Genomic DNA, 26,184 nt, shown 5'->3' with positions numbered 1-26,184 from the left:
AAGGGAAAAAATGGCAGATCTTGTAGTAGGTATTCAATGGGGCGATGAGGGGAAAGGCAAGATTGTTGATCGGCTTGCAGGGGATTATGACTATATTGTCCGGTATCAAGGCGGGCATAATGCCGGGCATACGATTGTCGTTGGTGGGAAAAAATATGCTTTGCATTTAATGCCCTCAGGTGTTTTGTATCCTCGGTGTAAAAACATCATCGGCAATGGCGTTGTTATCGCAATGGACGCATTGTGCGAGGAGATTAGCCAATTTGATAATCTCAAAGACAGGCTGTTTATCAGCGATAAAGCCCATATGATTATGCCTTACCATCAAATCATCGATACAGCAAGAGAAAAATCCCTCAAAAATGCTATCGGCACGACACACAAAGGTATCGGCCCGAGCTATGGCGATAAAGTCGCAAGGAGCGGGTTTCGAATGGGCGATCTCAAAGACATCCCTGCTTTGAAGCAAAAAATCCAATTTTATCTGGAACAAATCGCTTATTTGCAAGATTTATACCAGATACAACTCCCTAGCTTGCAGCAAATCGATGATTATCTCTGCGAATATGCCCCCAAGATTTTGCCTTTTGTTACCGATACGGTTAGCTTGCTTTGGCAGGGTATGGATACGGGCAAAAAAATCTTGCTTGAGGGCGCTCAAGGGAGTATGCTTGATATTGATCACGGGACATACCCTTTTGTAACGAGTTCGACAACGACAGCTTCAGGGGCGTGCAGCGGGAGCGGTATCCCTCCTAAGGCGCTTGATAGGATCATTGGCATTGTCAAAGCCTACTGCACCCGTGTGGGGAATGGCCCTTTCCCAACGGAGGATTTTGGTGAGATGGGAGAGTTTTTGCGAGAAAAAGGACACGAATTTGGCGTAACTACAGGCAGGGCGCGCCGATGTGGCTGGTTTGACGCCCTAGGCGTGCGGTATGCTTGCCGTATCAATGGTTGCACCGAGCTTAGTTTGATGAAGCTTGATGTTTTAGATGGGCTAGAGGAGGTCAAAGTCTGTGTTGGTTATCAATACAATAATGGCAATGGCGAAATCATCGATAATATGCCAAGTGATATTAGCGAGCTAAAACCTGTTTATAAAACCTACAAAGGTTGGGGCAAAACCGCAGGGATTCGGCGTTTTGAAGACCTGCCAACAGAAGCGAAAGATTATATTTTGGACTTAGAAAAGCTCGTGGGTGTAAAAATCTCTATCATTTCAACTAGCCCCGAGAGAGAGGATACGATTGTTTTATGAAAACAAAATTTGACTCTCTTCTTAAGCTCAAAAAGCAGGCTGTGGATAAAAGCGAGGTAGAAATCATCAAAAACAATAATCTCATCGCTTCAAAGTATGAAGAACTTAGCGAGTTCATAAGAGAGCTTGACGCTGTTTGTGTCCCAGAAAGTGGGAGTTTTTGGGATTTTAAGCGGGTCAGTGAAATCAAAAAAATGTTGGTTTATCAGATGGATTTGCTTCAAGAAGAAATATCAGGATTGAAAAATATCGAAAAAAAGCTTCGGGAATTTTACCGCCTCGCTTGTATCGAATATGAAAAAATCAAATACCTCCAAGAAAATGAAATCAAAAAAATGGTGCAACATTTCAAGCGATTGGAAGGAAAAAATCTTGATGAAGTCGCGATGATGCTTTTTACTTCAAATAAAGAGAACGTATGATAAAGAATATTTTAAGATTTGTTTTATTGGCAATAGTTATTCAAGTCCCTCTGATGGCACAAGTTGGCTCGTCGCAATCATCGAGCCAAGCCCAGCCATCTGCTCAAGCGCAATCATTGAGCCAATCGCCAACACAGCTTTTGGAATGCAATGCTGTTTTTGAATCCAGAAAAGATGAAATCCAAGAACAACTCAGAAAGCTCGATGAAAAATATCAAGCGATAGAAGCCCTCAAAAATGCGACGCAAAATATTTTCAACCAGCGCCAAGCCAAGCTAAAAGAACGAGAAAGTGCCTTGAGTGCCAAGCTCAAAGAAATCGAAGACAAAGAAGCCAACATAAAAGCGATGAATGATGAGGAGGAGGCAAAAATAAAAAATCTCATCAAGCAAAATGAAAAGCTTCTCAAAGAAATCGATCAGGCAAAAGACAATAAACTCGCCCAAACGTATGCCAAAATGAAAGATTCCAAAGCCGCACCTATTATCGAAAATCTCCCCCGTATGGAAGCTGCAGCGATTTTGTTTTCTTTGAGCGCTCAAGATATGGGGAAGATATTAGCCAAGATGAATCCCAAAAATGCCGCCGAACTTACGGAAATCCTCAAAAAAGGCCCGCCATTTCAGGAAGAAAAAAAATCTTTACCTCAAAAACCACAGCCAGAGGTTCAGAAAAACCAAGATCAATCACCATCGCCAGAACACAGCGGTGATGGCGAGGATTCCTCTGTATAATTTTTAGATTGTAATTTAACAAGATTTGTGTTAAGATTTGGAAAAATATAATTTGCACTTAGGAGAAACAATGAGAATTTTGGTGATACAAGGTCCCAATCTAAATATGCTTGGCTACAGAGATCCTAGGATTTATGGCACGATGACCTTAGAGCAAATCCACGAAAATATGCAGGCTTTTGCCAAACAAAATCATCTTGAAATCGATTTTTTTCAGAGCAATTTTGAAGGTGAGATGATTGATAAAATCCAAGAATGTGTTGGCAGTGATTATGCTGGGATTATTATGAATCCGGGGGCATATTCCCATACTTCCATTGCGATTGCTGATGCGATTATGGCAGCAGGTGTGCCTGTCGTGGAAGTGCATTTGAGTAATATCCACGCGCGCGAGGAGTTTCGAAGGCATTCTTATACCGGAGCGGTGAGTGCAGGCGTGATAGCGGGATTTGGTGCGTTTGGATACCATATGGCAATCATTGCGATGATGCAGATTTTATCCGAGATAAAAGCCATCAAAGAATCCCAAGCCAAAGGCACTTCGGCTGATACAAAAATTGAAGCAAAAACTGAAATCAAGAATGACAAAAAAAATCAATGAGGCATCCTACCTTACTGCCGATGAAAATGCCCAATATTTTGAGTGTGGCTATAGTTGCGATCACGCTTTATTCCTAAAGCTCGGGGGCGATAAGTTTTTTATCACCGATTCGAGATATACCCTAGAAGCACAGCAGCAAGCTTGCCAGACTAAGGTCATCACATCAAATGATTTGTATAGCAGTGCTACTGCTCTCATCAACAAAAGCCGTGTTTCAAGCATTGTTTATGACCCAAGCCAGATGACTTTGAGTGCATTTGAAAAGCTAAAATCTTCTTTGGATTCCAAAAAAGAACTCAAAGGTATTCCAAATTTTCACCAACAAAAACGTATCATCAAAACCGATGAAGAAATCACACATATCAAAAAGTCTCAAAAACTCAACAAAGAGGCTTACAAACGTTTTGCCAGATTTATCAACCAGCGTATTGGTGGTGGCAAAACTTTGAGCGAACAGGATTTGTATTATCACGCTTGTGGGTTTTTGAGCCATCAAGGTAAATATCCTCTTAGCTTTAGCCCCATCGTAGGGATCAATGCGAATGCTGCCAAACCCCACGCCACCCCTAGCCAAAAAGACAAAATCAAGCGGGGTGATCTTTTGTTATTTGATGCGGGGGTCAAATACCGACGCTATTGTTCTGATCGCACAAGGACAGCGTTTTTTGGCAAAGATGGCATTGTTTTTAGAAAATCCCAGCATTTCAAAGATAAAAAGCTCCAAACCATCTATGAGGCGGTTTTGAAAGCACAAGAAAAAACCATCGCGCTTCTTAGGGGCGGGATGTCTGGTAAGCAAATCGATGCCATTGCTAGAAATGCCATTGAAAAAGCAGGCTATGGGAAATATTTTGTCCATAGCACCGGACACGGCATTGGGCTAGATATCCACGAGTTGCCATTTATTTCTACAAGGAGTGAAACCATCATTGAAGATGGGATGGTGTTTTCGATTGAGCCCGGGATTTATATCCCCGATTATTATGGTGTGCGTATCGAAGATTTGGTGGTCGTGAGAAATGGCAGAGCAGAGATTTTATAAATGATTGGAGTAAAATGCGGGCATTAATTTTTTCTCGATTTTTTCCTTGCAGGAGTTTTGATAGGCGTCTTGATGATAGGCTTGCTCCCAGTCTCGCCCCTGCAGGTTTTGCCAACACGCTTACTCTTGGGATTGGCGGGAATATTGGGGATTGTAAAAAACGTTTTGAACATCTTTGGCGTTGGCTTCAAAGTAATAAAAATATTTCTTCCCTGCGTTCTTCGCCGATTTATCGCAATCCCGCCTTTGGCTATACCCATCAAGATGATTTTTATAATGCGACCATCACGCTGGCGACAAGGTTTTCTATTGTTCAACTTTTTGGGCTTATTTTTTACTTGGAACGCAGATTTGGCAGACCCAAGAAAAGAGAATTTAAAAATTCTCCGAGAACTTTAGATATAGATATTATTTTTTTTAATGATTTGATTTTAAAGCGTCCTTATCTTAAAATACCCCATCCCAATTGGTCCCAACGTGAATCGGTCTTGATTCCTTTATTTTTGACATATCTCACCCAGAAAGGGCAGTAATGAAACTTTATACATATGGCGGAGAGACAGCCGCAGAAGCCTTGAAAATCGCCCAAAGCAAGCACGGCGAGGACGCTTTGGTGGTCAAAACAAAAGAGATCAGAAAAAAGACGATGACCCAGCCGGGTCTTTATGAAATCGTTGTGGCAGTTGAGGGCGATGATGGCAATGAAGAGCCTCTTGAGCCAGATACACAAGAATCCAAACCCAAAAATAGCATTCAAAAGCGCTTGGATGCGATTTTGGAAAAAGATAGAGAAAAGAAGAAAAGTGCGCAGAGAAATCCCTATGATGATGTAACCATCCAGCTTTCAGACGCTGTGAGGGAGATTAGCAAAATAGCAGGTATTGAATCGAAAAAACCGCAAGCCAAAAAAGAGTCTGTTATCGTCCCAGATGTCTCCAAAAATCTTGATTTGAGACTAGAAAATAAGCTGATTCGCAAGCAAGAAGAACGGGTGATTAGCCAGCAAAATGACACCAAAGAACTCAAGCATATCAAAGTCGAGCTTGATAAGATAAATGACAAAATCAAGCTGATACAAAATATGTTTTGGGATGAAAAAGCCCCCAGAGATGAACCCCCCAAAGTCCCCCAGGAGTTTGCTGAAATCTACCGACTAGCCAGAAATAGCGGGATGAATAAAATCCATCTTGATGAGATTATGAAGCTCAGCTTGGAATTAATGCCATTAAAAATGCGTGAAAATTCTTTGACTATCAAGCGGTATTTTCGCGAGGTGCTCCGCAAGATGATTTATTGCCGTAGCGAGCATTTGGATATGGGGACAAAAAAAATCATTATGCTTGTCGGTCCAACAGGTGTGGGCAAAACCACCACGCTTGCTAAGCTAGCCGCTCGCTATTCAAAGATGTTGGATAAAAAATACAAAGTCGGTATTATCACGCTCGATACCTATCGGATCGGCGCGCTTGAGCAACTCACCTGGTATGCTAGAAAAATGAAAATCAGCATAGAAACCGTGATTGAGCCAGAGGATTTTCTCAAAGAAGTCGATACATTGCGGTATTGTGATTATATTTTGGTCGATACCGCAGGGCATTCCCAACACGACAAGCAAAAAATCAATATGTTAAAAAAATTTATCAATAATGATTACAAAATCGATGTAACGCTCGTGCTGTCGGCAACTACCAAATACGAGGACTTGCGGGATATTTACCATTCTTTTGGCGAGCTTGATATTGATACATTGATTTTTAGCAAGCTTGATGAAAGCAGGGGCTTGGGGAATTTGTTTTCTTTAGTCTATGAGACCAAAAAGCCCGTGAGCTACGTTTCTGTGGGGCAAGAAGTGCCGATGGATTTGATGGTGGCGACCAATGATTATTTGGTCGATTGTATGTTAGATGGTTTTTCAAACCCTAATCGAGTAATCCAATGAATCAAGCCAGCAACTTAGAAAACTTGATGAAAGCCCCTGCCACACAAAAAGGCAAAACAAAATTTATCGCCATCACGAGTGGCAAGGGCGGGGTGGGAAAATCTACCATCAGTGCGAATCTCTCCTATACGCTTTGTAAGATGGGTTACAAAGTCGGTGTGTTTGATGCCGATATTGGCTTGGCAAATCTGGATTTGATTTTTGGTGTCAAGACAAATAAAAATATCTTGCACGCCCTCAAAGGTGAGGCGAAATTTGATGAAGTGATTTATCCGATTGAAGATGGTTTGTATCTGATTCCCGGTGATAGCGGTGATGAGATTTTGAAATACGCTAATCAGGATATTTTGGATGAGTTTATCGATGGGAGCAGGCTTTTAGATAGTCTTGATTTTATGATTATTGACACGGGTGCTGGGATTGGGGAGGTAACCCGAGCGTTTTTGAATGCGAGTGATTATGTCGTGGTGGTAACCGTGCCTGATCCTGCTGCGATCACGGATGCTTATGCGACTATCAAAATCAACTCCAAAACCAAAACCGAGCTTTTTGTCATCGTGAATATGGCAACATCGCAAAAAGAGGGGATGGGGGTTTTTACCAAGATACAAAATGTTGCGAAGAAAAATCTGTCTGGTTTGGAGCTGAACCTTTTAGGCACGCTCATTTCAAGCGATGCGGTCAAAAAATCCACAAAATATCGTGAGCTTCTCTGCAGGGTTGAGCCTTTGAGTAATTTTTCATTTTCTATCAAGCAGATTGCTAAGATGATCGTTTCAAAAGTGGAACAAAATATGCTTGAAACTCCCAAAGAAAACTTTTCAGGGTTTTTCAAAAGGATATTAGGATACCTATAAGGAGCACGGATGAAACCAAATAACTTCATTAATTTTTCTGTTGTTTTTGGATTTTTTCTAGGGCTTGCTTTTGGTATTGCTAAATTTGATGAGCCGGAAGTTATTTTGTTTTGGACGGTGATTGCAACGATAGGCTTTTATTTGATAACACTTTTTTTTGCTTCGGCTTATATTTGGTTTATCGAATTTGATAAAACAATGTTTAATAAATCCAATCTTGAGAAAAAATTAGAACTTTTTGATCGTGAATTTGATATTAGGGAAAGGGAAGCGGCAAATATCCGTCGTTATATTAGAAATTCTGATTTTGCAGAAGACAAGCCCGTAACTGCTGAAGCGAAATCAAAATGAACAAAAAAAATCTGTATGGCTACAATCAAACCATCAAATATTCTCAAGATGAGCTTGCTATGCAATACCTCCCTGCCGTGCGTTCGATGGCATATCGTATCAAAGAACGCGTGCCAAGCTCGGTGGATTTGAATGATTTGGTCTCCATCGGCACAGAAGAGCTTATCAAGCTTGCTAGGAGATATGATAATACCCTCAATGATTCGTTTTGGGGGTATGCCAAAACCCGTGCGAACGGGGCAATGCTCGATTATTTGCGTTCGCTTGATATTGTATCTCGGGCATCCAGAAAGCTCATAAAAGCGATTGATTATGAAATCTCAAAGTATTTCAATGAACATCAAGAAGAACCCAGCAATGAATATCTCGCAAAAATTTTGGGCGAAGATGTCGAAAAGATCAAAGAAGCAAAGATCGCCTCAGATATTTATGCCTTAGTGCCTATTGATGAGCAGTGCAATATCATTGAGGAAGAAAATATCTTAGAAAAAATTGAGCGTGAAGAGCTTATCGACACCATTCAAGAAATTTTAAAAATGCTTCCAGATCGGGAACAATTGATTATCCAGCTGTATTTTTTTGATGAGCTGAATTTGAGTGAAATCAAAGAAATTTTGAATATTACTGAATCAAGAATCTCTCAGATTATCAAAGAAGTGATTAAAAAAATAAGAAAATCTTTAGGAGAAAAAAATGGCTGATATATTAAGTCAAGAAGAAATTGATGCGCTCCTTGAGGTTGTCGATGAAGGCGATGATGCGGAGGTTTTGCAAAAGCGTGATATTATCCATCAAAAGCAAGTTACCCTCTATGACTTCAAGCGCCCCAATCGTGTCAGCAAAGAACAGCTCCGTGCTTTTCGGAGTATCCACGACAAGATGGCTCGAAGCCTTTCTAGCCAGATTTCTGCTATTATGAGAAGTATCGTTGAAATCCAGCTCCACAGCGTTGATCAAATGACTTATGGGGAATTTTTGATGAGTTTGCCAAGCCCGACAAGTTTTAACGTATTTTCGATGAAACCGATGGATGGGACGGGGGTTTTAGAGATCAATCCCAGTATCGCTTTCCCGATGATTGATAGGCTTTTGGGCGGGAAGGGCGATCCATATGATAGCTCCAGAGAATTTAGCGATATTGAACTCAATCTTTTAGATACGATACTTCGCCAGATTATGCAGACGCTCAAAGACGCGTGGTCGCCCATCACAGAAATTTTCCCGACCGTCGATGCTAAAGAATCGAGTGCGAATGTTGTCCAGATCGTTGCGCAAAATGAGATTGTTATTATGGTGGTGATGGAGATTATCATCGGGCATAGTAGCGGTATGATGAATCTATGCTATCCTGTGATTTCGCTTGAGACGATACTTTCTCGGCTGGGCGGTAGGGATTTGATGCTTTCTGAAACGAGTTCGAAAAAAAGTCGTAATAAAGAGCTTCAAGCTTTGGTTGGTGGGGCTGGTGTGAATGTTTCAGTGTTTTTGGGCGGGGTGAGATTGACGCTCAAAGAAGTGCTGGATTTGATGGTGGGTGATATTATTCGTTTGGATCGGGCAGCTGATGACACGGTCGTTGTGAATGTCGATGGTAAGGAAAAATATCTAGCGAGCGTGGGACTCCAGCGGTATCGCAAAACCATCAAAGTCAAAGAAGTTATTAAGACAGAAAAAGATAAAGTTAAAGAAATTCTTGAAATGCTTGAAGAACAGCGAAAGAGTAAGGTTAATGATATGGAAGAAGAGGAAGAACAATGAATGATTTTATAAAGATTTTTACTCAAGAAGCCATTTCTACTATTGAGGGGCTTACAGGGTCTTCGCCCAATGTTGCTAACACCAAAACAGATTATGCTAGTGCGATGGCTTTGCCTGTTCCTTATGCGATAACTTATATCGCAGTTTCAGGAGATCTTGACACAAATATTGCCTTGATTATGCCTGTCGGGCTTGCTACTTCTTTGGCGGATTTGATGATTGGGGGTGAGGGTGCGAGCAAAAATGAAATGGATAATGATGATCTTGATGCTATCAAAGAAATCAATTCAAACATATTTGGGGCGATTTCGACTTCTTTGGGTTCTCAAAAAAATCTTCCGAAGTTAAATTTTGCTTGTCGTAACATCGAATTTGTCATCGCACCGATTGATTTGGGTGCTTATGACAAAGAATATGAATTTTCTTTTTCGCTCAATACCATTAAATCTAATTTTGTCTTTTTGACGACATCTGATTTTACGGGTATTTTTGAAAGCCAGCCACAGCAGCCAGTCATCACGCATTCTGAAGTCCCTCAAAATCACCAACTCAATCAAGATGAGGTCAGAAATATCGGGATGCTCCTCGATGTCAAGCTCAATGTCAAAGTCAGGATTGGGCAAAAAAAGATGTTGCTCAAAGATGTCATATCGATGGATATTGGGAGTGTTGTCGAACTCAACCAGCTCGCAAATGATCCTTTGGAGATCCTTGTGGATGACAAGGTGATTGCCAAAGGAGAGGTCGTCATCGTGGATGGAAACTTTGGGGTGCAAATCACAGATATTGGCACAAAAAGGGAGCGTTTAGAACAACTCCGTGGCTAGCGCAATCGCTGATTAGCTTTTTGAAATCAGTTTCAGTCCCACCACGCCGATGAGTATCATCGCTAAAAATAGGATTTTCAAAACACTTATTTCTTCTTTAAAAATAAAAATCCCTCCAAGCGTGATAAGCACAAGCCCAAGTCCTGCCCACGAGGCATAGGCAATGCTTAGATCAATGCCTTTGAGGGCATTCCAAAAAAATGTAAAAGAAATCACAAACATCAGTGCAAAAATGGCTGTATAGATGTGATTGCCGGTATTGGTGGATTGTTTGAGCGATGTGGTGCCCATCGTTTCAAAAATAACAGCGATGATTAAAAATATCCAATATTTCATAAGATTCCTTAGTAAATAAATGCTAATTGAGCGATTTAAGGTCGATCTGGGGCATTTGATGATATAAAATTTTGGCTTGATTATAAAAAAAATTTCCTTAAAAACCTGATAGTTTGTTTGTGTTGATTGCAAATAACTAGCAGATTGTTTATGTATATTAAGGTATAAAAATACATTATAAAATAATATATTAAATTTAATACTATAGTCGGTAGATTTTTAGATTTTAAATATTGTTTTTATGGGTTTTTAGAAAAATTACCTTGAAACTATAGCCAAGCCCAAGAGCCTACCATACTGAAATAATAAGCAGGCGTTTAGTAGAAAAATCACTTCTTGAAATATTTAAATAATTTATGTGTATCCAAAGAGATTGTTAGCATTTCTTGATTGGCAAGGATTTTATCAACAAAATGTAGGATAATGCTGAATCTTGCGGTCAAAATATCGTTTTTGTATTCGTAATAAAAGTCAGCTCGGTCGTAGGTTTTGGCTTGATAAAAAGGCAAACCGCTATAAAAATCCTCGCCGTATTCTGAAAAATATTTCATCTGGGGCTTGCCAAAATAATAGCTGTTTTTGATACCAAATCCTTTGTATTGCATTGCAATATCCCATTGCCAGCCAAGCCCATTATAAAAAGGATCAAGCCCTGTGCTTAAACGGCGTTTCCTCTCCAGAGACGAAAGCGTGCCAAATTGCGTGCTAGCCTTGTCCATAAAGGGTAGTAGATTTTTGAAATTTGTGCCTACATAGAGATTGTAATAAATCCGATCCATCAAATACGTATCGCCATTGGAGCCATCTTTGGCGAGATATTCATCATTTTTGAAATGATACATCAAAAAATTCCCGCCCACATAGAGATAATGGCGCAAAAATTGGAACTCACTTGAAGCCAAAACCATAAATTCATCAAATCGTTTGGAGAGATTGCCCCCATACCAATCAAAAATAAATTCTGCGTAGCCATCGAATTTATCCGATGGATTTTGAGGCTTGTATTGGAACATCAGCCCATTGATGTTGGGATTGAAAAAGTAAAAATCATTCCGAAAAAAGCTCAGCGGGTAATGGGCGATCGAATGGGTTCGTGGAAAAATCCCAAAATAACTGCGAAACTTTTCTCCTGTGGCATTGTAATAGATCGATACATTGGCTTTGGTGGGGAAATGCTGCTCGCCCATATTTTGGAGGACATAGCCCCCAAACATCAAAGACTGGTGTTCATCAAATGCGATACCGACTTCTGGGGCAAGGCGGACACCATAAATCGTTCGGGTATCCCAATAAGGCACAGAATCTTCAAGATTATCAAGATAAAAATCAAATCCTAAGCGATATTTCCACTCATAAGATTGCCCGATAGAGACCAAAAGGAGCAAAATCCAAAATCTACGCAACATTATTAAAAGACCTTAAATTTTTTGTGTATTGTATAAAATAATTACTTAGAGATTGATAATAAAAGTGAGATAAAGCTGGGGATTTTAGCCAAAAAAGGCTTCAGATTATTCTGAAGCTTCGATTTGGATTTTGACTTTTACTTCATCGCTTACGATGGCATTGGGTGTTGTGGTGCCAACTTGAAAGTCTTTTCGATTGATTTTACCGCTGATTTCTAGTGCCATCAGCTGTTTATTTGTCTTTGGGTTATTGACAGGTCCTTTGACTTCCGCTTCCCACACGACAGGTTTTGTAATGCCTCTGATCGTGAGATCTCCATAGATTTTATCGCCATCTTGTTTCGTCATTTTGAATGTTGCTTTTTGGAACTTGCTTAGATCAAAAAAATCATTAGCTTTGAGATGGCTATCTCGTTTGGCGTTTTTTGTATCGACTGAATCGATACTGATTTCACCTTCAAGCTTGTTGATTTTTTTTGTTTTTGGATCAATGTCTAAGACCCCGCTAAAGGTGTTAAATTCACCATTGACTTTGCTAAGGAGCATATGCTCGACTTCAAAACCTACTGAGGAATGTGCGGTATCGATGGTGAAGTTTTTTGCGTGGATAGCACCCATAGAAAGTGCGAAGATGGCAGCGATTGAGAGAAACTTTTTCATAAATGTCCTTTTTTAATTTTTATCGAAAGATAGCTTATTCTACTGCATAAAAGTTAAGGATTTATGAAGCTTCACAGAACTTTTGGATTCTTTTTTGAACTTCTTTTTTTCCGATGACAAACATCGCTTCACACAACCCGATCCCACCGGGTTTGCCAAGCAGCGCTATACGGAGGGGTTGCATTAATTTGCCTGCTTTGAGTGTTTGATTATCCATAAAGGCGTGCAAATGCTTATCAAGATTTTCTACCGACTCAAAAGAAAAATCTGCAAGCGCTTCATTAAAATTTTTTAGAATCTTGAAAGTATCCGCATCGATTTTTTTGAGCGATTTTTCATCGTAGTTTTGCGGGGCTGTGAGGATTTCGCTGGCATAGTTGGCAAAATCTTTGAGTGTTTGGGTGCGTTCTTTGATCGCATTATAGAGCACATCTCGCTGGGAAATAGGCAAATCAAGCAGGGCAGGCAAAGCAGGGCAGGGGAAATCTTGCAAAAGTTTTTGGAGTGTGTCATTGGGGGTTTGCTTGATATAGTGGGCATTGAGCCAGAGGAATTTTTCTTGATTGTAGCTACTTGGGGAAGAATTGAGTGCTTTAGGGTTAAAATACTCAAGCATTTCTTGCAGGCTAAAAATCTCTTGATCCTCATAGCTCCAGCCCAAACGCACCAAAAAGTTGAGTATCGCTTCAGGCAGATAGCCCATTTTTTGATAATCCATCACCCCCATCGCCCCATCACGCTTGCTGAGCTTGTGTCCTTGTGGAGAAAGGATCATCGGGACGTGATAGAAGTTGGGGATTTTAAATCCGAGTGCCTCATAGACGATGATTTGTTTGGGAGTATTGGAGAGATGGTCATCCCCACGGATAATATCGGTAACCCCCATTAGGGCATCATCAATGCTGACAACAAAGTTATACGTTGGCGTCCCATCGCTTCTGGCGATGATAAAGTCATCTAATTCTTTTGCTCCTACCTTGATGTCCCCTTTGATACCATCGTGAAATGCAATCACCCCATCTAGCGGGGCTTTTATCCTCACCACAGGGGCGATACCTGCAGGTGGTGTGCCTCTAAAATCTCGGTAGCGGTTGTCATATCTTGGCGTTTCGCCCCGATTTTTTTGTTCATTTCTGAGATTATCAAGCTCTTCTTTACTCATATAGCAGTAGTAGGCTTTGTTTTCTTCGATGAGTTGGTCTATGTAGCGTTTATAGATTTCAAAGCGCTGGGATTGATAGATGACCTCGCCATCATAATCCATCCCCACCCATTTGAATGCCTCGATGATGGCTTGGCTGGCTTCAAGGGAGTTTCTTGCCAAATCGGTATCTTCTATCCTTAGCAAAAATTTGCCGTTGTTAGCACGGGCATAAAGATAATTGAATAATGCCGTTCGCAATCCGCCAATATGGAGGTTTCCAGTCGGTGAGGGGGCAAATCGGGTGATGATTTCACGCATTTATTTTCCTTTGTTATTTTGGGTAATATTTCTGATTGGGATTTTACTCAAATTTTGGATGGTTTGTTGATGATTTTTTATGAGGTAAGGCAATGCTTTTGACGATATTGTATGTGATAGGGATTACCGCAGAAGCGATGAGCGGGGCATTAGCAGCTGGCAGGCACAAGATGGATTTGTTTGGGGTGATGTTTATTGCGCTAGTTACTGCGATTGGAGGTGGTTCGATTCGGGATGTTTTGTTTGGGCATTATCCCCTCACGTGGGTGGAACATCCCCATTATGTGCTACTGATTTGTGTTGCTGCAATCATAACCACACGCATTGCTTCGGTGATGACACGGCTAGAATCATTATTTTTGTTTTTGGATTCGCTCGGGCTAGTGGTTTTTAGCGTTATCGGGGCAGAGGTAGCATTAGGGATGGGCTATGGTTTTGTATTGATTGTGAGTAGTGCGGTGATTACGGGCGTTTTTGGGGGTATTTTGCGGGATATTTTTTGCAATCGGATACCATTGGTTTTTCAAAAAGAGCTTTATGCCGGCGTGGCAATGCTTACAGCGAGCTTGTATTATGTTTTGATTGAGTATGGCGGTCTTGAGGTTTTGAGTGCAACGATAATCACGCTATTTTGCGGGGTGGCGTTGCGGCTTTTGGCGATTTATTATAAAATGGGATTACCTGTTTTTAATTATGAGGATAAAGAAAAATGATTTGTGTATTTGATATTGAAACGATTCCAGATGTTGGCTTGATGCAGAGGGTTTTTCCTGAGATTGCTAGCGATTCGCCCCTAGAGATTTGCGAGCAAGCGATGGCAATGCAAAAAGAAAAAAGCGGGAGTGATTTTTTGCCTCTTTATTTACACCAAGTTGTTTCGATTGCTAGCGTGATTGCTGATGATTACGGGCATTTTATCAAGGTCGGGAATTTTGGTAAAAATCTTTTGGAAACAACCCCAGAACAGCAAGAAGAAAATCTCATCGGGGATTTTTTGAAATTTTTTAACAAATCCCAGCCGAAATTGGTGAGTTTCAACGGCAGAGGGTTTGATTTACCGGCTTTGATGTTGCGAGCTATGCGTTACAATCTCAATGCGACGGCTTATTATGAGCAAGATAATGTGGCGTTTAACAAAAGCAAATGGGAAAACTATCGCCAGAGGTTTTCTGAACGTTTCCATACTGATTTGTTGGAGAGTTTGGGGCATTTTGGAATGGTGCGCCATCTCAAGCTAGATTCTGTGTGTGCGATGTTAAACATACCGGGCAAATACGATATGAGCGGGGATTTGGTATATAAAGTCTATTATGATGAGAGCAAAAGCCAAGCAGAAAAGATGGCAAAAATCGATGAATATTGCCAAAGCGATGTGCTCAATACCTATTGGGTTTATCTGAAATACGAGCTTTTAAAGGGCGAGCTCACATTGGAGGATTATTTTGGTATTTTGGAGGAATTTAAACAAAAAATTCCCCAAGATATGGGCTATAGCGGTGTTTTTAACGACGCTTTGCAAAAAGAGCTTGATAATGCCAGATAAGCCAACGTTTATCAATGCTTATGGGGAGATTGTAAGCAAAGAGAGCTTGATTGAAGAAATACAAGCTTTGCTTAATCGCTTGGGAGAGAAAAATACGGGGCAAGCTACGATTTTGAATGTCGAAATGATGCGAGCTTTGGATATTGCTTCGCTTAATTCAATTCGTGATAGTCTTTTGCAAAAATGTGGCAATGAAGTGCAGGCAAATCTGGAATGGTTGCATTCGCTTAAAGATGGAAAATGATGGAAACCGATAAAACTTATCTCGAATTAACAAACCTTAAATTACTCGCCCGAAGCGGTCTTCAGATTCGATAATTCAAACCGAGAAAAACCTTGAAAAACCTTAGAAACTGGGTTGATGATGTGCGTAGCACGGAATAACCCTAAACTTTAGGAGCGACTGGAAGCTTCGCTTCCATAAAGCGGTCTTCAGGTTTGTTTATCAAACAAACCGAGTAAAAAACAATATTTTTTAGTCTTCCACCTTTTTATTTTTTTTATTATGCAGGGGGCGGGTTCTACTTGCGAAGCGTCGCCCGCCCCCTTGCAACCCCCACCCACTGCCCGCCCCCTTAGTGGGCAAGATGACAGGGCGTAGATTGCTGGGTTTGTAGGTGGATAGGATTTATAAACCTTAGAAAACGGGTTGATGATGTGCGTAGCACGGAATAACTCTAAACTTTAGGAGCGACTGGAAGCTTCGCTTCCATAAAGCGGTCTTCAGATTCAGTTTTTCAAAACCGAATCGAGTAAAAAATAATATTTTTCTTTTTTTAACAAAAGAGGTTTATCCCTGTAGAATGTTTTTTGAGGCTGTTAGCGATGATAAAAGATGACTTATTTTGATAAAATCTAAGTTTATTTTGTCCTATCATCGCCTCATACAAACATCTTGCTCAAAAAGGCTTTTTTGATATTTTTTAGTTTTTTGATTTCTTGTTGCTGGAGTTCGATAAGTTTGTCAAGCTGTTGGAAAAAATCCCCGATTTTTTGTTGCTCAGCTAGGGAGGGGAAGAGGATTTGTGTTTTTTTCAAGTTTTCATTATAAAGTCGCTGAATCGTGCCACCCTCAGGAATTTCCCATTTTGCAACCTGATAAGAATAAAATAAATATTTATTTAAAACTTGTTTTTCATTATTTTCAATCCAAACGATATTGCTATCTTGAAAATAAGCATCCCTGCCATCAAAGATAACAAGTTTGCCAATTGTCCCGCTTGCAGAAATCAATACATCGCCGATATTGGGATAACTATATTTAGATTTATATTCATTAAATAATTCTCTTGAAATATAAGCATCTGGCTCTTTACCAAAAGTGCCAATTTTATAAAAAGGAATCTCACCAATATCAAGCGTTTGTTCCTTAAGGATACGCTTACACATACGCACTTCCCCTATTTCCCCTAATTTCCTCTCTTCCCACTCCCCACTAAAGCCCTCAAAGCGGATTTCTGGGGTGGTTTTGCCATTTTGGGGGAACATCTTGGCAAGCAGTGCGATTTTTAATTGCTTGAGTTTGTGATATTTCTTTTCTTTTTGTTCGATAAGTTTGTCAAGCTGTTGGAAAAAATCCCCGATTTTTTGTTGCTCAGCTAGGGATGGGATGGGGATTTCTTGCTCATCTAAATCGGATTTGCTTAAATTGCCAATTGCACCATTACCCCCAGAAATAAATTTATTTATAAATTTTTTATACCAAGAAGAACTCATAGAAGCATTTAAAAAAAATGGATTTTTTGAAGTGGCGAGCAACATAAATCCGCCGTGAACGGCTTTTGAATTTAAATTCTGAATAATTGCGTGTTTTCCAACTAGTCGATTAGAACCATTTGCAGAAGTGATTAAAATATCAAATTCATTTGCAAAGTCTATATTGATTGCTTCTTCTCTGACATAAACATCATCTGCATTCTGAACAAAATTATCCTCATTGATATTTGAAGACCTTAAAACTTTTATGCCATAACTACAAATATCACTTGGTTTATAAGTTAAACCTCTCCTGACATTTGCAATTTCTTTAAATTTCCTCTCTTCCCACTCCCCACTAAAGCCCTCAAAGCGGATTTTGGGGATTTTGTTTTTAGGCATCAGTTACCTTGAGAAGCTTTTGGAGTGCTTGGAGACCTTGTGTGTCGTATGGATTGATTGGCAGATTTATAGGCATTGGGCTTTGCTCCATTGGTTTTATGAGCCTCAATTATACAAGATTTTAAAAGGAATGAAGCGAGGATTCATTAATGGGCGGGCAGGTCAAAACCCACTGCACGCCTCCCTAGCCGATAGGGTGAAAAAGCGTGGCACGCTTTGGTTTGCTAGCGGATAGGATTAAAAACCTATAAAACTGGGTTGATGACCAGCGGTAGCTGGGAATAACCCCATTCTTTAGGAACGTAGGGCAGTTTCACTGCCCGCAGTGGTCTTCAGATTCAGTTTTTCAGAGAAAAAACTGAATCGAGTAGAAAGTAATGTTTTTTAGGCTTACGCCCATTAGGAGGGGGCGGGGTTCTACTTAGCAAGCGTCTTAGCCGTATTGCCATACAACTTGTGAAGTATAAGGCAATCGGCGTGCGAGGCTAGCAAAGCCAAGCAGTTGGCTTTGCCTTTACGCCTCTCCCCCCTTCCTAAAACCTCTTTGGGTGGGCGGGTAAAAAAGTCCCCTTTAAAACAATGGGCGGGCGGGTGAAAACCTCCTGACACGCCCCCTTAGTAATTCCAGATGACAGGGCGTAGCTGGCTTTGGTTTAGGTGGATAAGATTTAAAAACCTTAGAAACTTATTTCCAACGCACAAGCCACGCTTGGGCGTGAAATCGTAACTTTAGGAGCGTAGCAGAGTTTATCTCTGCGTAGCGGTCTTCAGATTCGATAATTCAAACCGAGAAAAACCTATAAAACTGGGTTGATAACGAAGTGCAACGCACGCCGTTATAACCCTATTCTTTAGGAACGAAGCAAGATTTCACATCTTGCGAAGTGGTCTTCAGGTTCAATTTTTCAGAGAAAAAATTGAACCGAGTAAAGATAATATAATAAAACTAAAATGATATAATTGTCAAGCATTTACAACTTTACAACTAAATTACCTAGGAGACACGACAATGTTTGAATTAAGAAAACTACCTTATGCAAAAGATAGTATGGGAGACTTTTTGAGTCCGGTTACGTTTGATTTTCATTATGGAAAACATCACCAAACCTATGTGAATAATCTCAATAACCTGATTGCAAATACGGAATTTGCCAACAGCGATTTGTTTGCTATCATCACCAAAGCCAGTGGCGGGCTTTTTAATAACGCCGCACAGGTTTATAATCACGATTTTTATTGGGATTGTATCGCACCAGTTGCGAGTGAAATGAGCTCAGAACTCAAAGACGCCATCAGTAATGATTTTGGTTCGCTTGATTCTTTCAAAGAGGCTTATATCAATGCAGCGACAGGATTATTTGGTTCAGGCTGGTGCTGGTTGGTCTATAATCTCGCTACACAAAAGCTCGAGATTGTTCAAACAAGCAATGCCGCCACACCGGTAACTGATGGCAAAGTCCCTGTGCTTGTGGTGGATGTGTGGGAACACGCTTATTATATTGATCACAAAAATGCGCGAGCAGCGTATTTGGAGAAATTTTATAATCATATCAATTGGAAATTCGTTTCTGAGGCCTATGAATGGGCGAAGAAAGAGGGGCTGAATTCTGTAGGTTTTTATATCAACGAAATCCACAAGAAATCTTAATCCTCCTTTCTTCTTTATCGCCCGCTTTTTGCGGGTTTTTTAATGCTTTTTCAAAATCGTTGTATAGACAACATTATTTCATTTTTTAGGACACGCAATGGATACGCAAGATTTGACTTCACGATCAAAAAATACCGATAGTTTTGTGTTTAAAAGTGCGCTTTTTAGTATCGCAGCCCTCACGGTGCTAGGACCTGCGATCATCGCACCCTCGCTCCCTGCGCTTGAGACACATTTTTCTGATGTCAAAAACATCGAGTTTTTATCCAAGCTGATTTTGACCTTGCCCGCACTTTTTATTATGGTATTTTCGCCGATTACGGGGTTTATGTTTGATGCGTTTGGCAGGCTCAAGCTCATCTATCCTGCGATAGTGGTCTGGAGTGTGGCGGGGGTGAGCGGGTTTTTTTTGGATGATTTGTATTTGCTTTTGGTATCTCGAGCTGTTTTTGGTGTTGCCACAGCGTTTTTGATGACAGGGGTGAGCGTGCTTTTGAGTGATTATTACACCGGTATCAAAAGAGAAAAAGCCTTGGCATTGCAAGGATTTTTTATGGCATTTGGTGGGGCATTTTTCTTGGCATTTGGGGGCTATCTCTCCAGCCTAGATTGGCGATACCCATTTTTGACGTATTTGCTTGGGATTTTGACATTGGCATTTGCTTTTTTTATGCTTTTTGAACCCAAGCGCCACTACCACAACACAGAAAATCCCATCGAGGAAAAGCAAAAATTTTCTATTATAAAATTTTTACCCGTTTATTTTTTGGGCATTTTTTGTATGGCAATTTTTTATATCGCGCCTACACAATTGCCGTTTTTTATCACGCATACTTTGGGAATGGAAAGCGCTTATGCTGGTGTTTCGATGGCGGTTGGGTCGATTTGTATGGCGGTATTTTCGCTATTTTACAATCGCCTCCGCAGTTTTTTGAGTATTTTTAAAATCTATTTTTTAGCCTTATTTTTGATGGGTTCTGCCTTTATTATGGTGGGTTTTGTTTATGACTATGCTGTGGTTTTGCTCGCTTTTGGCTTGATGGGTGCGGGACTGGGGCTGATGATGGTAAATAATAGCTCTTGGCTTTTTAGGCTCGCAAAGGATGCTGAACGGGCGAAGGCTTACGGATTTTTGGCAGCTTCGTTGTTTATGGGGCAGTTTATTTCGCCCTTTATGACCCAGCCAGTGGTGAATGCTGTCGGTCTAACCCCGATGTTTGTGGTTTTTGGTGTTGTGGTGTATGTCGTGGCGTGCGTGTTTTTGTTTGCCAAAATGAAGCATTAAATCTATTTTCATTGTTCCATTTGTGTATTTTTGAAAAACCAAATACTCTTTTGGAGTAGAAAATAATAACTATTATTGATAGAATAAACTTCAAAATATATTTTTGAAGGGTATCTAATGCAAAAAATTAAAAATGTTGATAGTGTTTTGTTTAAATTTGTTATTTTCGGCGCGGCAGGGACGATGGCACTCGGCAATGTTGGCGTGTCGCCGGTTATTCCTGAAATCGAAAAATTCTTTAGCGATGTGCCTCATATTGATTTTTTATCCAAGTTTATTTTAACCCTGCCAGCGTTATTTACTTTGTTATTTGCCCCGCTGGTCGGTTATTTGATGGATAAATACAATCGTTTGGGCTTTGTGCTGTTAGGAATGTTTATTTGGGCGCTAAGCGGGATGGCGGGAATTTGGCTTGAAAATATTTATTGGATGCTTTTTTCACGGGCGATTTTAGGCGTGGGCACGGCGGCTTTGGTGGTGGGTATTCCGGTGCTGATCGGCGATTATTATTCTGGTGATAAAAAAGACAAAGCGCTAGGGTTGATGGGCTTTGCGCAGGTGTTTGGCGGTGCGGTGCTGATTGCTATTAGCGGGTTTTTAGGGCAATTGGGTTGGCATTATGCGTTTTGGGTTTATGCGATTGAAATCATCGCTCTGCTTGCGGCGTTTTTTATATTATTTGAGCCAGAACGCAAAGCCGAGCAGGCGGGCGATAATAAAGAAGCCTTTTCGCTGTTAAAATTTACTTTTCTTTATTTGATTGGCTTTATTTTGTATTTGACTTTTATGTCAATGCCTATTCAAATGCCGTATTTGCTTAAAATTGTGCTAGGAAAAGACCCGCAAACCATCGGGCTTATTATTGCCACCGTTATTTTTGTGGCAGCGTTTTCCCCGCTTTTTTATGCCAAAATCAAGCAAAAAATATCGGTGCCAGTGATATTTTTCTTGTGCTTTGTGGTAATGGCGGTGGGCTTTGTGATGGCAGGCACGCTTGAGAATACCGCAGGGGTGATTATTGGCGGGATGTTAGCGGGCGGGAGTTTTAGCGTGGCGATTATTAATGCCACATCGCATTTATTTACGCTCGCACCACTAACGCAACGGGCAAAGGCGTATGGCGTGTTTGGGATGTTGCTCGCCTTTGGGCAGTTTATTTCCCCGCTGTTTTCCCAGTCGCTGGTTAATGCGTTTGGACTGCAAGCGATGTTTGTGATTTGTGCGGGCGTGCTGTTGTTTTTGGGGCTGGTGTCGCTGTTTTTGAAAAAGGGCGTGGCTACCTGAAATAAAGACACTCATTTGGCATAAAATCAGATTTTTTATGGGTTTTTGCTTGCTTGCGGGGATTTTTGAGCTGTTTTTTAGCCCGTGATAATGAATCAATATTTGGATAAAATGCTAAAAAATAAATTTTAAGGATTCCAAATATGCAAAAAGATTTATTGAAAATCGGTTCAAAAACCTTTGAATCCCGATTGATTGTAGGTAGTGGGAAGTATAAGGATTTTGCTACGACAAAACAAGCGACTTTGGCTTCAGGTGCAGAGGTTATCACCGTGGCGGTCCGACGGGTAAATATCACCAATCCAAACGAAGAAAATTTGCTCGATTTTTTCAAGGATACCAATGTGGCATTTTTGCCAAATTCCGCAGGTTGCACGAATGCAGAGGAGGCGATCACGCTTTTTAGGCTTATCAAAGAAGCGGTTGGGATTGATTTTATCAAGCTTGAGATTATCGGTGATACCCAAAGGACGCTCTATCCTGATGTGATCGAGACGATCAAGGCGTGCGAAGTGCTTGCTAAAGAGGGGTTTTGTGTGCTAGCTTATACCAATGATGACCCTATCATCGCCAAAAAGCTTCAAGATGTTGGTGCGAGTGCTGTAATGCCTCTGGCTGCACCGATTGGGAGCGGGCTTGGGATTCAGAACCGCTATAATATTGGCTTCATCAAAGAAAGCATTGATGTGCCTGTGATTGTCGATGCGGGCGTGGGCTGTGCTTCAGATGCGAGTATTGCGATGGAGCTGGGGGCTGATGGGGTTTTGAGTAATAGTGCGATTGCACTCGCAGATAATCCTGTGCTGATGGCTGAAGCGATGAAACACGCTGTGATTAGTGGAAGAAAAAGTTTTTTGGCTGGCAGGATAGAGAAAAAAACTTATGCAAGCCCGAGTTCTCCGATATTTGGTATGGCAAAACTTTGAAAAAATCAGATTGAATGGAAAAATTTGACAGGAAAAGCTTGATGGGAAAAACCCAATGGAAAAATCAATGAAAAAAGACGAGCTGTTTTGCACCCCGTTACAAAAACAATTTGAGTTTGACGCTGGTGTTGCGAGCGTATTTGATGATATGGCAATGCGCTCGATTCCTTATTATACGGAGTCTCTCAAGCTTTGTGCGGACTTTGTGCTTCAAGCTATAATCCGGGATACTTGCGTGTATGATTTGGGCTGTTCGACGGGAAATTTTTTGCTTGAGCTTGCCAGCAGGCTAAATGGCGCACAAAATAGCGAGCCAAACAATAACGCAAACGGGGTGCGTCTCATTGGTATAGATAGCTCAAAAGCAATGATTGAGCGTGCTAGCCTCAAGGCGAATACTTATGGCAAAAATATCGATTTTATTTGCGATGATTTTTTAAGTCTCAATATCCAGAATGCTTCAGCTGTGATTGCCAACTATACGATGCAATTTGTCAGACCAATGCAAAGAAGCGCACTTGTGGAGAAGATTTTTGCTGGGTTGTGCGATGGCGGGGTGTTTGTGATGAGTGAAAAGATGGCAAGTTGCGATAAAGTTTTGGACAAGCAGATGATTGCACGTTATTATCTTTATAAAAAAGAGCAGGGCTATAGCCAAAATGAGATAACCACGAAACGAGAGGCTTTGGAAAATGTCTTGATTCCTTATAGTCTGCAAGAGAATTATCAAATGCTTCAAAATGCGGGGTTTCAAAGCGTGGAAGTGTTGTTTAAATGGGTGAATTTCGGCACATTGATTGCTAGAAAAGCCTAAAATCCCAAACAGAGGGGCTTTGACAAACGCCCCCCCCCCTTTTTTTTTCACAAAAAAACAAAAATCTTAAACTTGGATAGATTCAATCACCCGCAAATCAAATCCTTTGAGGGCATTGTATTCACGGGCGTTGTTGGAGGTGATGAGTTTGAAATCCCCGATACCTAGAAGTTTGAGTATCTGCGCGCCGATTCCAAAACTTTTGATGAGTTCTGCATTGCCCGTATTGTCATTGATAAACACCAGATACCCGCCCTCTTGTTTGATTTTGGCGATGGAGTGGATTAAAAATTCATAATTTTTGTGTTCGCTAAGGAGTTCATAATCGGTTTTGATGGTGTGGAATCTCACCAGCGGGGTGGGGCTGTCCTGGAATTTGAACGCAATATGTTCTCGCTGGAGATGGTCTTTGAAAACTATTTTTGTCGTTTCTGTGCCTAGAAAATCAGCCCGTTCTTTAGAAATAATCGTGAGGAGATTTTCATTTTGGAGTCGGTAGCTGATGAGATCGGAGACATAGAGTGTTTTGAGGTTGTGTTTTTTGGCAAATTCTATGAGAAATTTATCGCCCCGCCGTGCCATCGAGCCATCTTCTTTCATAATCTCACAAATCACGCTCACAGGCTTGAGACCTGCAAGCTTGCAAATATCGATACTCGCTTCGGTATGCCCGGTTCTCACCAGCACCCCGCCATCTTTGGCGATGAGAGGGAAGATATGCCCGGGACGGACAAAATCGCTTGGGAGCGTGTTTTCATCACACATCAGCTCAATTGTGAGATGGCGTTCAAATGCTGAAATACCTGTCTTGGCGTCTTTGGCGTCTATTGAGACGGTAAAAGCGGTTTCGTGATTGGAGTTGTTGTATTCTACCATCGGCGGGAGATCGAGCTTTTGGGCGATTTCTTTGGTGATGGAAACACAGATGAGCCCGCGAGCTTCTTGGGCCATAAAGTTGATTTTTTCAGGGCTAGAAAAGATACCTGCTAGCACCAAATCACCCTCATTTTCTCTATCTTCATCGTCCATAACAATAATCATTTCGCCATTTTTGATGGCATTGATAGCTTCTTTGACACGTTGTAAATGCATAAAAATCCTTGATTAATAAAATGCAATCATAGCATTAAAATTTAAAAGAATCGTGGTGCGTGGGTTAGGTATATGATTATTGATATTCTTTAATTTGATATAATTCTGCTATGAAGAAGTCATTTAAAGATATTAGAAATTACAATATCGGTGCATTATTTGGCGGGATTGGTGGCATTGAATTGGGTTTTAAAAAGGCAGGATTTCCTATATCGTGGGCAAATGAGATAGATAAAAATGCAAGCATTACCTATCGGCTCAATCACTCGCATAAACTTTATGAAAAGGACCTCAAGGAATTAGATACAAAAGAAGTCGAGCAGGTAGAGATTCTTACAGGTGGCTTCCCTTGCCAAGCTTTTTCGATTGCTGGCTATCAAAAGGGCTTTGAGGACAAACGAGGGAATATCTTTTTTGAGATTTTGCGTTTTATTGATGATTTAGCACCGAGTGTTGTTTTTTTAGAAAATGTCAAGAACCTTCAAGCGCACGATAAGGGTAGGACTTATGAAAGGATTAAAACCGAGCTTGAAAATAGAGGCTATTTTATCACTAGTCAGGTTCTCAATAGTGCAGATTATGGCAATATTCCCCAAAATCGAGAACGGATTTATATTGTGGGTTTTAAAGATAAGCAAGCTTACAAAAAATTTCGCTTCCCCAAGCCTCAAAAACTAACAATAAAAATCACTGATTTGATCGATAAAAAGGTGGATGAGGCATTTTATTATCATCAAAGCAAATATTATCCACAGCTCAAAGAGGCGATGAAAAATCCTAGCACGATTTATCAATGGAGACGGGTATATGTGCGGGAAAATAAAAATAATCTTTGTCCAACACTTACAGCCAATATGGGGACAGGGGGACATAATGTTCCTCTTGTGATAGATAGCGTGGGTATTCGGAAGCTAACGCCTAGGGAGTGTGCTAGGTTTCAGGGATTTGATGAGGCTTTTATTTTGAGTGAAAAACTTGCCAATTCTCATCTTTACAAACAGATAGGGAATTCTGTAACCATCCCCGTTATTGAGGCGATTGCTAAAGAAATCAGAAAGGCTTTAGATGTGTAAATATATTGATGCGTTAAGAGAGGTTGGTTATACAAAAAGCAAAATAAAATCTATTGCTGAAAGATATGGGGTCAAAGAAGCAGAGTTGAAGCATTATTATGAGATGGTTTTTTTCTCAAATATTGCTAAGGCTCTAGATTTGGAAGTTTTGGCACAAGCAAATATCGATGAAATAGAAAAACATTTGCACGATGAAACCTTGAAAAATGAATTTGGATTTATCAAAACCAGTCTTAAGAAAATCATTGAAAAATCCCTTTATATTGCGATGGCAAATGGTTTTAGTAATAATATTAACCATATTGATAGTGGTGTGATGGTCGCAAATGCAGGTGATAGTGCAGAATTTATATTTGTAGCTAGGGCAATTTTAGCAGGTTTTAATTGCAGTAGTGTAGATGTTCGCAGTAGTCGATATGATGCAATTATTGATTTTGATAATACATTACTAAGAGTGCAGATAAAAGGTATCAGCTCTGGAAATATCATTAGCTTTAAGGATAGAGATAGAGGCGGGCAGGGTATTGATCATAGGCACGAAAGAAATATCGGCAAGAGAATCACATCGGATGATTGTGATATTTATGTTGCTGTGGATAAACAAGTGGGGATTTGTTATATTATTCCGATGAAGTGGGCAGAGGAATTGAGCGAAGAGGCGTGCAAAAGCGTGAAATTGTCTCAAGTGTCCCAATATAAAGAAAATTGGGATGTCATCAAAGAAGAAGCATTATTTATTCAGGCAACTAAAGGCGTTAATGCTTGA

At 40.5% G+C, this 26,184-nt stretch carries 28 protein-coding genes; 22 read left to right on the top strand and 6 right to left on the bottom strand.

Features of this window, described 5'->3' with window-relative positions; genetic code table 11:
• Window positions 1-10: 10 nt before the first annotated feature.
• The 12 genes from BJI48_RS07800 (at window position 11) to fliY (ending at window position 9,792) form a co-directional block, all read left to right on the top strand.
• Window positions 11-1,261, top strand: a complete 1,251-nt coding sequence (locus BJI48_RS07800) for an adenylosuccinate synthase (RefSeq protein ID WP_095333708.1) — start codon at window positions 11-13, stop codon at window positions 1,259-1,261.
• Entirely contained in the window at window positions 1,258-1,683 is a 426-nt protein-coding gene (locus BJI48_RS07795; protein WP_095333704.1) for a flagellar export protein FliJ, read from the top strand. The genes BJI48_RS07800 and BJI48_RS07795 overlap by 4 nt, the downstream gene beginning before the upstream one ends.
• The gene (locus tag BJI48_RS07790) at window positions 1,680-2,417 is read left to right on the top strand and encodes a MotE family protein (protein ID WP_180763091.1); all 738 of its coding nucleotides are present in this window, start codon (window positions 1,680-1,682) and stop codon (window positions 2,415-2,417) included. The genes BJI48_RS07795 and BJI48_RS07790 overlap by 4 nt, the downstream gene beginning before the upstream one ends.
• 70 nt (window positions 2,418-2,487) lie before the next feature.
• The gene (aroQ, locus tag BJI48_RS07785; RefSeq protein ID WP_095333702.1) at window positions 2,488-3,018 is read left to right on the top strand and encodes a type II 3-dehydroquinate dehydratase; all 531 of its coding nucleotides are present in this window, start codon (window positions 2,488-2,490) and stop codon (window positions 3,016-3,018) included.
• A complete protein-coding gene (locus tag BJI48_RS07780) occupies window positions 2,999-4,060 on the top strand; it encodes a M24 family metallopeptidase (RefSeq protein WP_095333699.1) in 1,062 nt (353 codons plus the stop codon). The genes aroQ and BJI48_RS07780 overlap by 20 nt, the downstream gene beginning before the upstream one ends.
• A gap of 14 nt (window positions 4,061-4,074) precedes the next feature.
• Window positions 4,075-4,593, top strand: coding sequence for a 2-amino-4-hydroxy-6-hydroxymethyldihydropteridine diphosphokinase (folK, locus tag BJI48_RS07775; RefSeq protein ID WP_095333697.1), 519 nt, complete (start codon window positions 4,075-4,077; stop codon window positions 4,591-4,593).
• Entirely contained in the window at window positions 4,593-5,999 is a 1,407-nt protein-coding gene (flhF, locus tag BJI48_RS07770) for a flagellar biosynthesis protein FlhF (protein WP_095333694.1), read from the top strand. The genes folK and flhF overlap by 1 nt, the downstream gene beginning before the upstream one ends.
• Entirely contained in the window at window positions 5,996-6,856 is an 861-nt protein-coding gene (locus BJI48_RS07765) for a MinD/ParA family protein (protein WP_095333691.1), read from the top strand. The genes flhF and BJI48_RS07765 overlap by 4 nt, the downstream gene beginning before the upstream one ends.
• 9 nt (window positions 6,857-6,865) lie before the next feature.
• Window positions 6,866-7,207 (top strand): hypothetical protein, encoded by a 342-nt coding sequence (locus BJI48_RS07760; RefSeq protein WP_095333689.1) that lies wholly within the window; start codon window positions 6,866-6,868, stop codon window positions 7,205-7,207.
• On the top strand, window positions 7,204-7,908 hold the full coding sequence (locus BJI48_RS07755; protein WP_095333687.1) for an RNA polymerase sigma factor FliA: 705 nt from the start codon (window positions 7,204-7,206) through the stop codon (window positions 7,906-7,908). Before BJI48_RS07760 ends, BJI48_RS07755 begins: the two co-directional genes overlap by 4 nt.
• Window positions 7,901-8,965, top strand: coding sequence for a flagellar motor switch protein FliM (fliM, locus tag BJI48_RS07750; protein WP_095333684.1), 1,065 nt, complete (start codon window positions 7,901-7,903; stop codon window positions 8,963-8,965). The genes BJI48_RS07755 and fliM overlap by 8 nt, the downstream gene beginning before the upstream one ends.
• Window positions 8,962-9,792: a flagellar motor switch protein FliY gene (gene fliY, locus BJI48_RS07745; RefSeq protein WP_095333680.1), complete on the top strand. Its 831-nt coding sequence runs from the start codon at window positions 8,962-8,964 to the stop codon at window positions 9,790-9,792. Before fliM ends, fliY begins: the two co-directional genes overlap by 4 nt.
• Window positions 9,793-9,804: 12 nt before the next feature.
• Here fliY and BJI48_RS07740 read toward each other — a convergent pair whose 3' ends face one another.
• From BJI48_RS07740 to gltX, 4 genes are all read right to left on the bottom strand, one after another.
• Window positions 9,805-10,128 (bottom strand): multidrug efflux SMR transporter, encoded by a 324-nt coding sequence (locus BJI48_RS07740; RefSeq protein ID WP_095333678.1) that lies wholly within the window; start codon window positions 10,126-10,128, stop codon window positions 9,805-9,807.
• A 329-nt stretch (window positions 10,129-10,457) separates the two neighbouring features.
• Window positions 10,458-11,534, bottom strand: coding sequence for a hypothetical protein (locus tag BJI48_RS07735; protein ID WP_095333676.1), 1,077 nt, complete (start codon window positions 11,532-11,534; stop codon window positions 10,458-10,460).
• A 105-nt stretch (window positions 11,535-11,639) separates the two neighbouring features.
• On the bottom strand, window positions 11,640-12,194 hold the full coding sequence (locus BJI48_RS07730; protein WP_095333674.1) for a YceI family protein: 555 nt from the start codon (window positions 12,192-12,194) through the stop codon (window positions 11,640-11,642).
• Window positions 12,195-12,255: 61 nt separating this feature from the next.
• Complete coding sequence (gene gltX / locus BJI48_RS07725) at window positions 12,256-13,656, bottom strand: glutamate--tRNA ligase (protein WP_095333671.1); 1,401 nt, start codon at window positions 13,654-13,656, stop codon at window positions 12,256-12,258.
• Window positions 13,657-13,748: 92 nt separating this feature from the next.
• Here gltX and BJI48_RS07720 point away from each other — a divergent pair, with 92 nt between their 5' ends.
• Genes BJI48_RS07720 through BJI48_RS07710 form a run of 3 tightly spaced genes read left to right on the top strand, consistent with a single transcriptional unit; the run spans window position 13,749 to window position 15,443 of the window.
• Window positions 13,749-14,369 (top strand): trimeric intracellular cation channel family protein, encoded by a 621-nt coding sequence (locus BJI48_RS07720; RefSeq protein ID WP_095333668.1) that lies wholly within the window; start codon window positions 13,749-13,751, stop codon window positions 14,367-14,369.
• Window positions 14,366-15,199 carry a 3'-5' exonuclease gene (locus BJI48_RS07715; protein WP_095333665.1) on the top strand — a complete coding sequence of 278 codons (834 nt, stop codon included), beginning with the start codon at window positions 14,366-14,368 and terminating at the stop codon, window positions 15,197-15,199. The genes BJI48_RS07720 and BJI48_RS07715 overlap by 4 nt, the downstream gene beginning before the upstream one ends.
• Window positions 15,189-15,443 carry a hypothetical protein gene (locus BJI48_RS07710; protein ID WP_095333663.1) on the top strand — a complete coding sequence of 85 codons (255 nt, stop codon included), beginning with the start codon at window positions 15,189-15,191 and terminating at the stop codon, window positions 15,441-15,443. Before BJI48_RS07715 ends, BJI48_RS07710 begins: the two co-directional genes overlap by 11 nt.
• A gap of 638 nt (window positions 15,444-16,081) precedes the next feature.
• On the opposite strand, the gene BJI48_RS09470 is transcribed toward BJI48_RS07710, so the two are convergent.
• Window positions 16,082-17,296, bottom strand: a complete 1,215-nt coding sequence (locus tag BJI48_RS09470; protein WP_180763090.1) for a restriction endonuclease subunit S — start codon at window positions 17,294-17,296, stop codon at window positions 16,082-16,084.
• Window positions 17,297-18,305: 1,009 nt separating this feature from the next.
• Here BJI48_RS09470 and sodB point away from each other — a divergent pair.
• From sodB to cmoA, 5 genes are all read left to right on the top strand, one after another.
• The gene (sodB, locus tag BJI48_RS07695) at window positions 18,306-18,944 is read left to right on the top strand and encodes a superoxide dismutase [Fe] (protein ID WP_095333659.1); all 639 of its coding nucleotides are present in this window, start codon (window positions 18,306-18,308) and stop codon (window positions 18,942-18,944) included.
• Window positions 18,945-19,041: 97 nt separating this feature from the next.
• Window positions 19,042-20,229, top strand: coding sequence for an MFS transporter (locus BJI48_RS07690; RefSeq protein ID WP_095333657.1), 1,188 nt, complete (start codon window positions 19,042-19,044; stop codon window positions 20,227-20,229).
• A 117-nt stretch (window positions 20,230-20,346) separates the two neighbouring features.
• Window positions 20,347-21,513 (top strand): MFS transporter, encoded by a 1,167-nt coding sequence (locus BJI48_RS07685; protein WP_095333655.1) that lies wholly within the window; start codon window positions 20,347-20,349, stop codon window positions 21,511-21,513.
• Between the two features lie 143 nt (window positions 21,514-21,656).
• A complete protein-coding gene (locus BJI48_RS07680) occupies window positions 21,657-22,439 on the top strand; it encodes a thiazole synthase (protein ID WP_095333653.1) in 783 nt (260 codons plus the stop codon).
• A 67-nt stretch (window positions 22,440-22,506) separates the two neighbouring features.
• Complete coding sequence (gene cmoA, locus BJI48_RS07675; protein ID WP_095333651.1) at window positions 22,507-23,253, top strand: carboxy-S-adenosyl-L-methionine synthase CmoA; 747 nt, start codon at window positions 22,507-22,509, stop codon at window positions 23,251-23,253.
• 66 nt (window positions 23,254-23,319) lie between these two features.
• Here cmoA and BJI48_RS07670 read toward each other — a convergent pair whose 3' ends face one another.
• Window positions 23,320-24,345, bottom strand: coding sequence for a bifunctional 3,4-dihydroxy-2-butanone 4-phosphate synthase/GTP cyclohydrolase II (locus tag BJI48_RS07670; RefSeq protein WP_095333649.1), 1,026 nt, complete (start codon window positions 24,343-24,345; stop codon window positions 23,320-23,322).
• Between the two features lie 110 nt (window positions 24,346-24,455).
• Here BJI48_RS07670 and BJI48_RS07665 point away from each other — a divergent pair, with 110 nt between their 5' ends.
• Both BJI48_RS07665 and BJI48_RS07660 read left to right on the top strand, forming a co-directional pair.
• Window positions 24,456-25,418 carry a DNA cytosine methyltransferase gene (locus tag BJI48_RS07665; RefSeq protein WP_095333647.1) on the top strand — a complete coding sequence of 321 codons (963 nt, stop codon included), beginning with the start codon at window positions 24,456-24,458 and terminating at the stop codon, window positions 25,416-25,418.
• Window positions 25,411-26,184 carry a group I intron-associated PD-(D/E)XK endonuclease gene (locus BJI48_RS07660; RefSeq protein WP_095333645.1) on the top strand — a complete coding sequence of 258 codons (774 nt, stop codon included), beginning with the start codon at window positions 25,411-25,413 and terminating at the stop codon, window positions 26,182-26,184. Before BJI48_RS07665 ends, BJI48_RS07660 begins: the two co-directional genes overlap by 8 nt.

The organism is Helicobacter sp. 11S02596-1 (assembly GCF_002272825.1).
Classification (GTDB): domain Bacteria; phylum Campylobacterota; class Campylobacteria; order Campylobacterales; family Helicobacteraceae; genus Helicobacter_J.
This window is presented reverse-complemented; position numbering and strand designations above follow the sequence as displayed.

Bases quoted from the DNA above. Each gene is read 5' to 3' on its own strand.
- BJI48_RS07710 (WP_095333663.1), top strand. From the start codon at position 15,189: ATGCCAGATAAGCCAACGTTTATCAATGCTTATGGGGAGATTGTAAGC.
- BJI48_RS07755 (WP_095333687.1), top strand. From the start codon at position 7,204: ATGAACAAAAAAAATCTGTATGGCTACAATCAAACCATCAAATATTCT.
- BJI48_RS07670 (WP_095333649.1), bottom strand. From the start codon at position 24,345: ATGCATTTACAACGTGTCAAAGAAGCTATCAATGCCATCAAAAATGGC.
- BJI48_RS07740 (WP_095333678.1), bottom strand. From the start codon at position 10,128: ATGAAATATTGGATATTTTTAATCATCGCTGTTATTTTTGAAACGATG.
- BJI48_RS07795 (WP_095333704.1), top strand. From the start codon at position 1,258: ATGAAAACAAAATTTGACTCTCTTCTTAAGCTCAAAAAGCAGGCTGTG.
- sodB (WP_095333659.1), top strand. From the start codon at position 18,306: ATGTTTGAATTAAGAAAACTACCTTATGCAAAAGATAGTATGGGAGAC.
- BJI48_RS07735 (WP_095333676.1), bottom strand. From the start codon at position 11,534: ATGTTGCGTAGATTTTGGATTTTGCTCCTTTTGGTCTCTATCGGGCAA.
- BJI48_RS07690 (WP_095333657.1), top strand. From the start codon at position 19,042: ATGGATACGCAAGATTTGACTTCACGATCAAAAAATACCGATAGTTTT.
- cmoA (WP_095333651.1), top strand. From the start codon at position 22,507: ATGAAAAAAGACGAGCTGTTTTGCACCCCGTTACAAAAACAATTTGAG.
- BJI48_RS07680 (WP_095333653.1), top strand. From the start codon at position 21,657: ATGCAAAAAGATTTATTGAAAATCGGTTCAAAAACCTTTGAATCCCGA.
- BJI48_RS07800 (WP_095333708.1), top strand. From the start codon at position 11: ATGGCAGATCTTGTAGTAGGTATTCAATGGGGCGATGAGGGGAAAGGC.
- BJI48_RS07660 (WP_095333645.1), top strand. From the start codon at position 25,411: ATGTGTAAATATATTGATGCGTTAAGAGAGGTTGGTTATACAAAAAGC.
- aroQ (WP_095333702.1), top strand. From the start codon at position 2,488: ATGAGAATTTTGGTGATACAAGGTCCCAATCTAAATATGCTTGGCTAC.
- BJI48_RS07760 (WP_095333689.1), top strand. From the start codon at position 6,866: ATGAAACCAAATAACTTCATTAATTTTTCTGTTGTTTTTGGATTTTTT.
- BJI48_RS07765 (WP_095333691.1), top strand. From the start codon at position 5,996: ATGAATCAAGCCAGCAACTTAGAAAACTTGATGAAAGCCCCTGCCACA.
- BJI48_RS07685 (WP_095333655.1), top strand. From the start codon at position 20,347: ATGCAAAAAATTAAAAATGTTGATAGTGTTTTGTTTAAATTTGTTATT.
- BJI48_RS07665 (WP_095333647.1), top strand. From the start codon at position 24,456: ATGAAGAAGTCATTTAAAGATATTAGAAATTACAATATCGGTGCATTA.
- flhF (WP_095333694.1), top strand. From the start codon at position 4,593: ATGAAACTTTATACATATGGCGGAGAGACAGCCGCAGAAGCCTTGAAA.
- BJI48_RS07790 (WP_180763091.1), top strand. From the start codon at position 1,680: ATGATAAAGAATATTTTAAGATTTGTTTTATTGGCAATAGTTATTCAA.
- fliM (WP_095333684.1), top strand. From the start codon at position 7,901: ATGGCTGATATATTAAGTCAAGAAGAAATTGATGCGCTCCTTGAGGTT.
- BJI48_RS07780 (WP_095333699.1), top strand. From the start codon at position 2,999: ATGACAAAAAAAATCAATGAGGCATCCTACCTTACTGCCGATGAAAAT.
- BJI48_RS07720 (WP_095333668.1), top strand. From the start codon at position 13,749: ATGCTTTTGACGATATTGTATGTGATAGGGATTACCGCAGAAGCGATG.
- BJI48_RS09470 (WP_180763090.1), bottom strand. From the start codon at position 17,296: ATGCCTAAAAACAAAATCCCCAAAATCCGCTTTGAGGGCTTTAGTGGG.
- BJI48_RS07715 (WP_095333665.1), top strand. From the start codon at position 14,366: ATGATTTGTGTATTTGATATTGAAACGATTCCAGATGTTGGCTTGATG.
- fliY (WP_095333680.1), top strand. From the start codon at position 8,962: ATGAATGATTTTATAAAGATTTTTACTCAAGAAGCCATTTCTACTATT.
- folK (WP_095333697.1), top strand. From the start codon at position 4,075: ATGCGGGCATTAATTTTTTCTCGATTTTTTCCTTGCAGGAGTTTTGAT.
- BJI48_RS07730 (WP_095333674.1), bottom strand. From the start codon at position 12,194: ATGAAAAAGTTTCTCTCAATCGCTGCCATCTTCGCACTTTCTATGGGT.
- gltX (WP_095333671.1), bottom strand. From the start codon at position 13,656: ATGCGTGAAATCATCACCCGATTTGCCCCCTCACCGACTGGAAACCTC.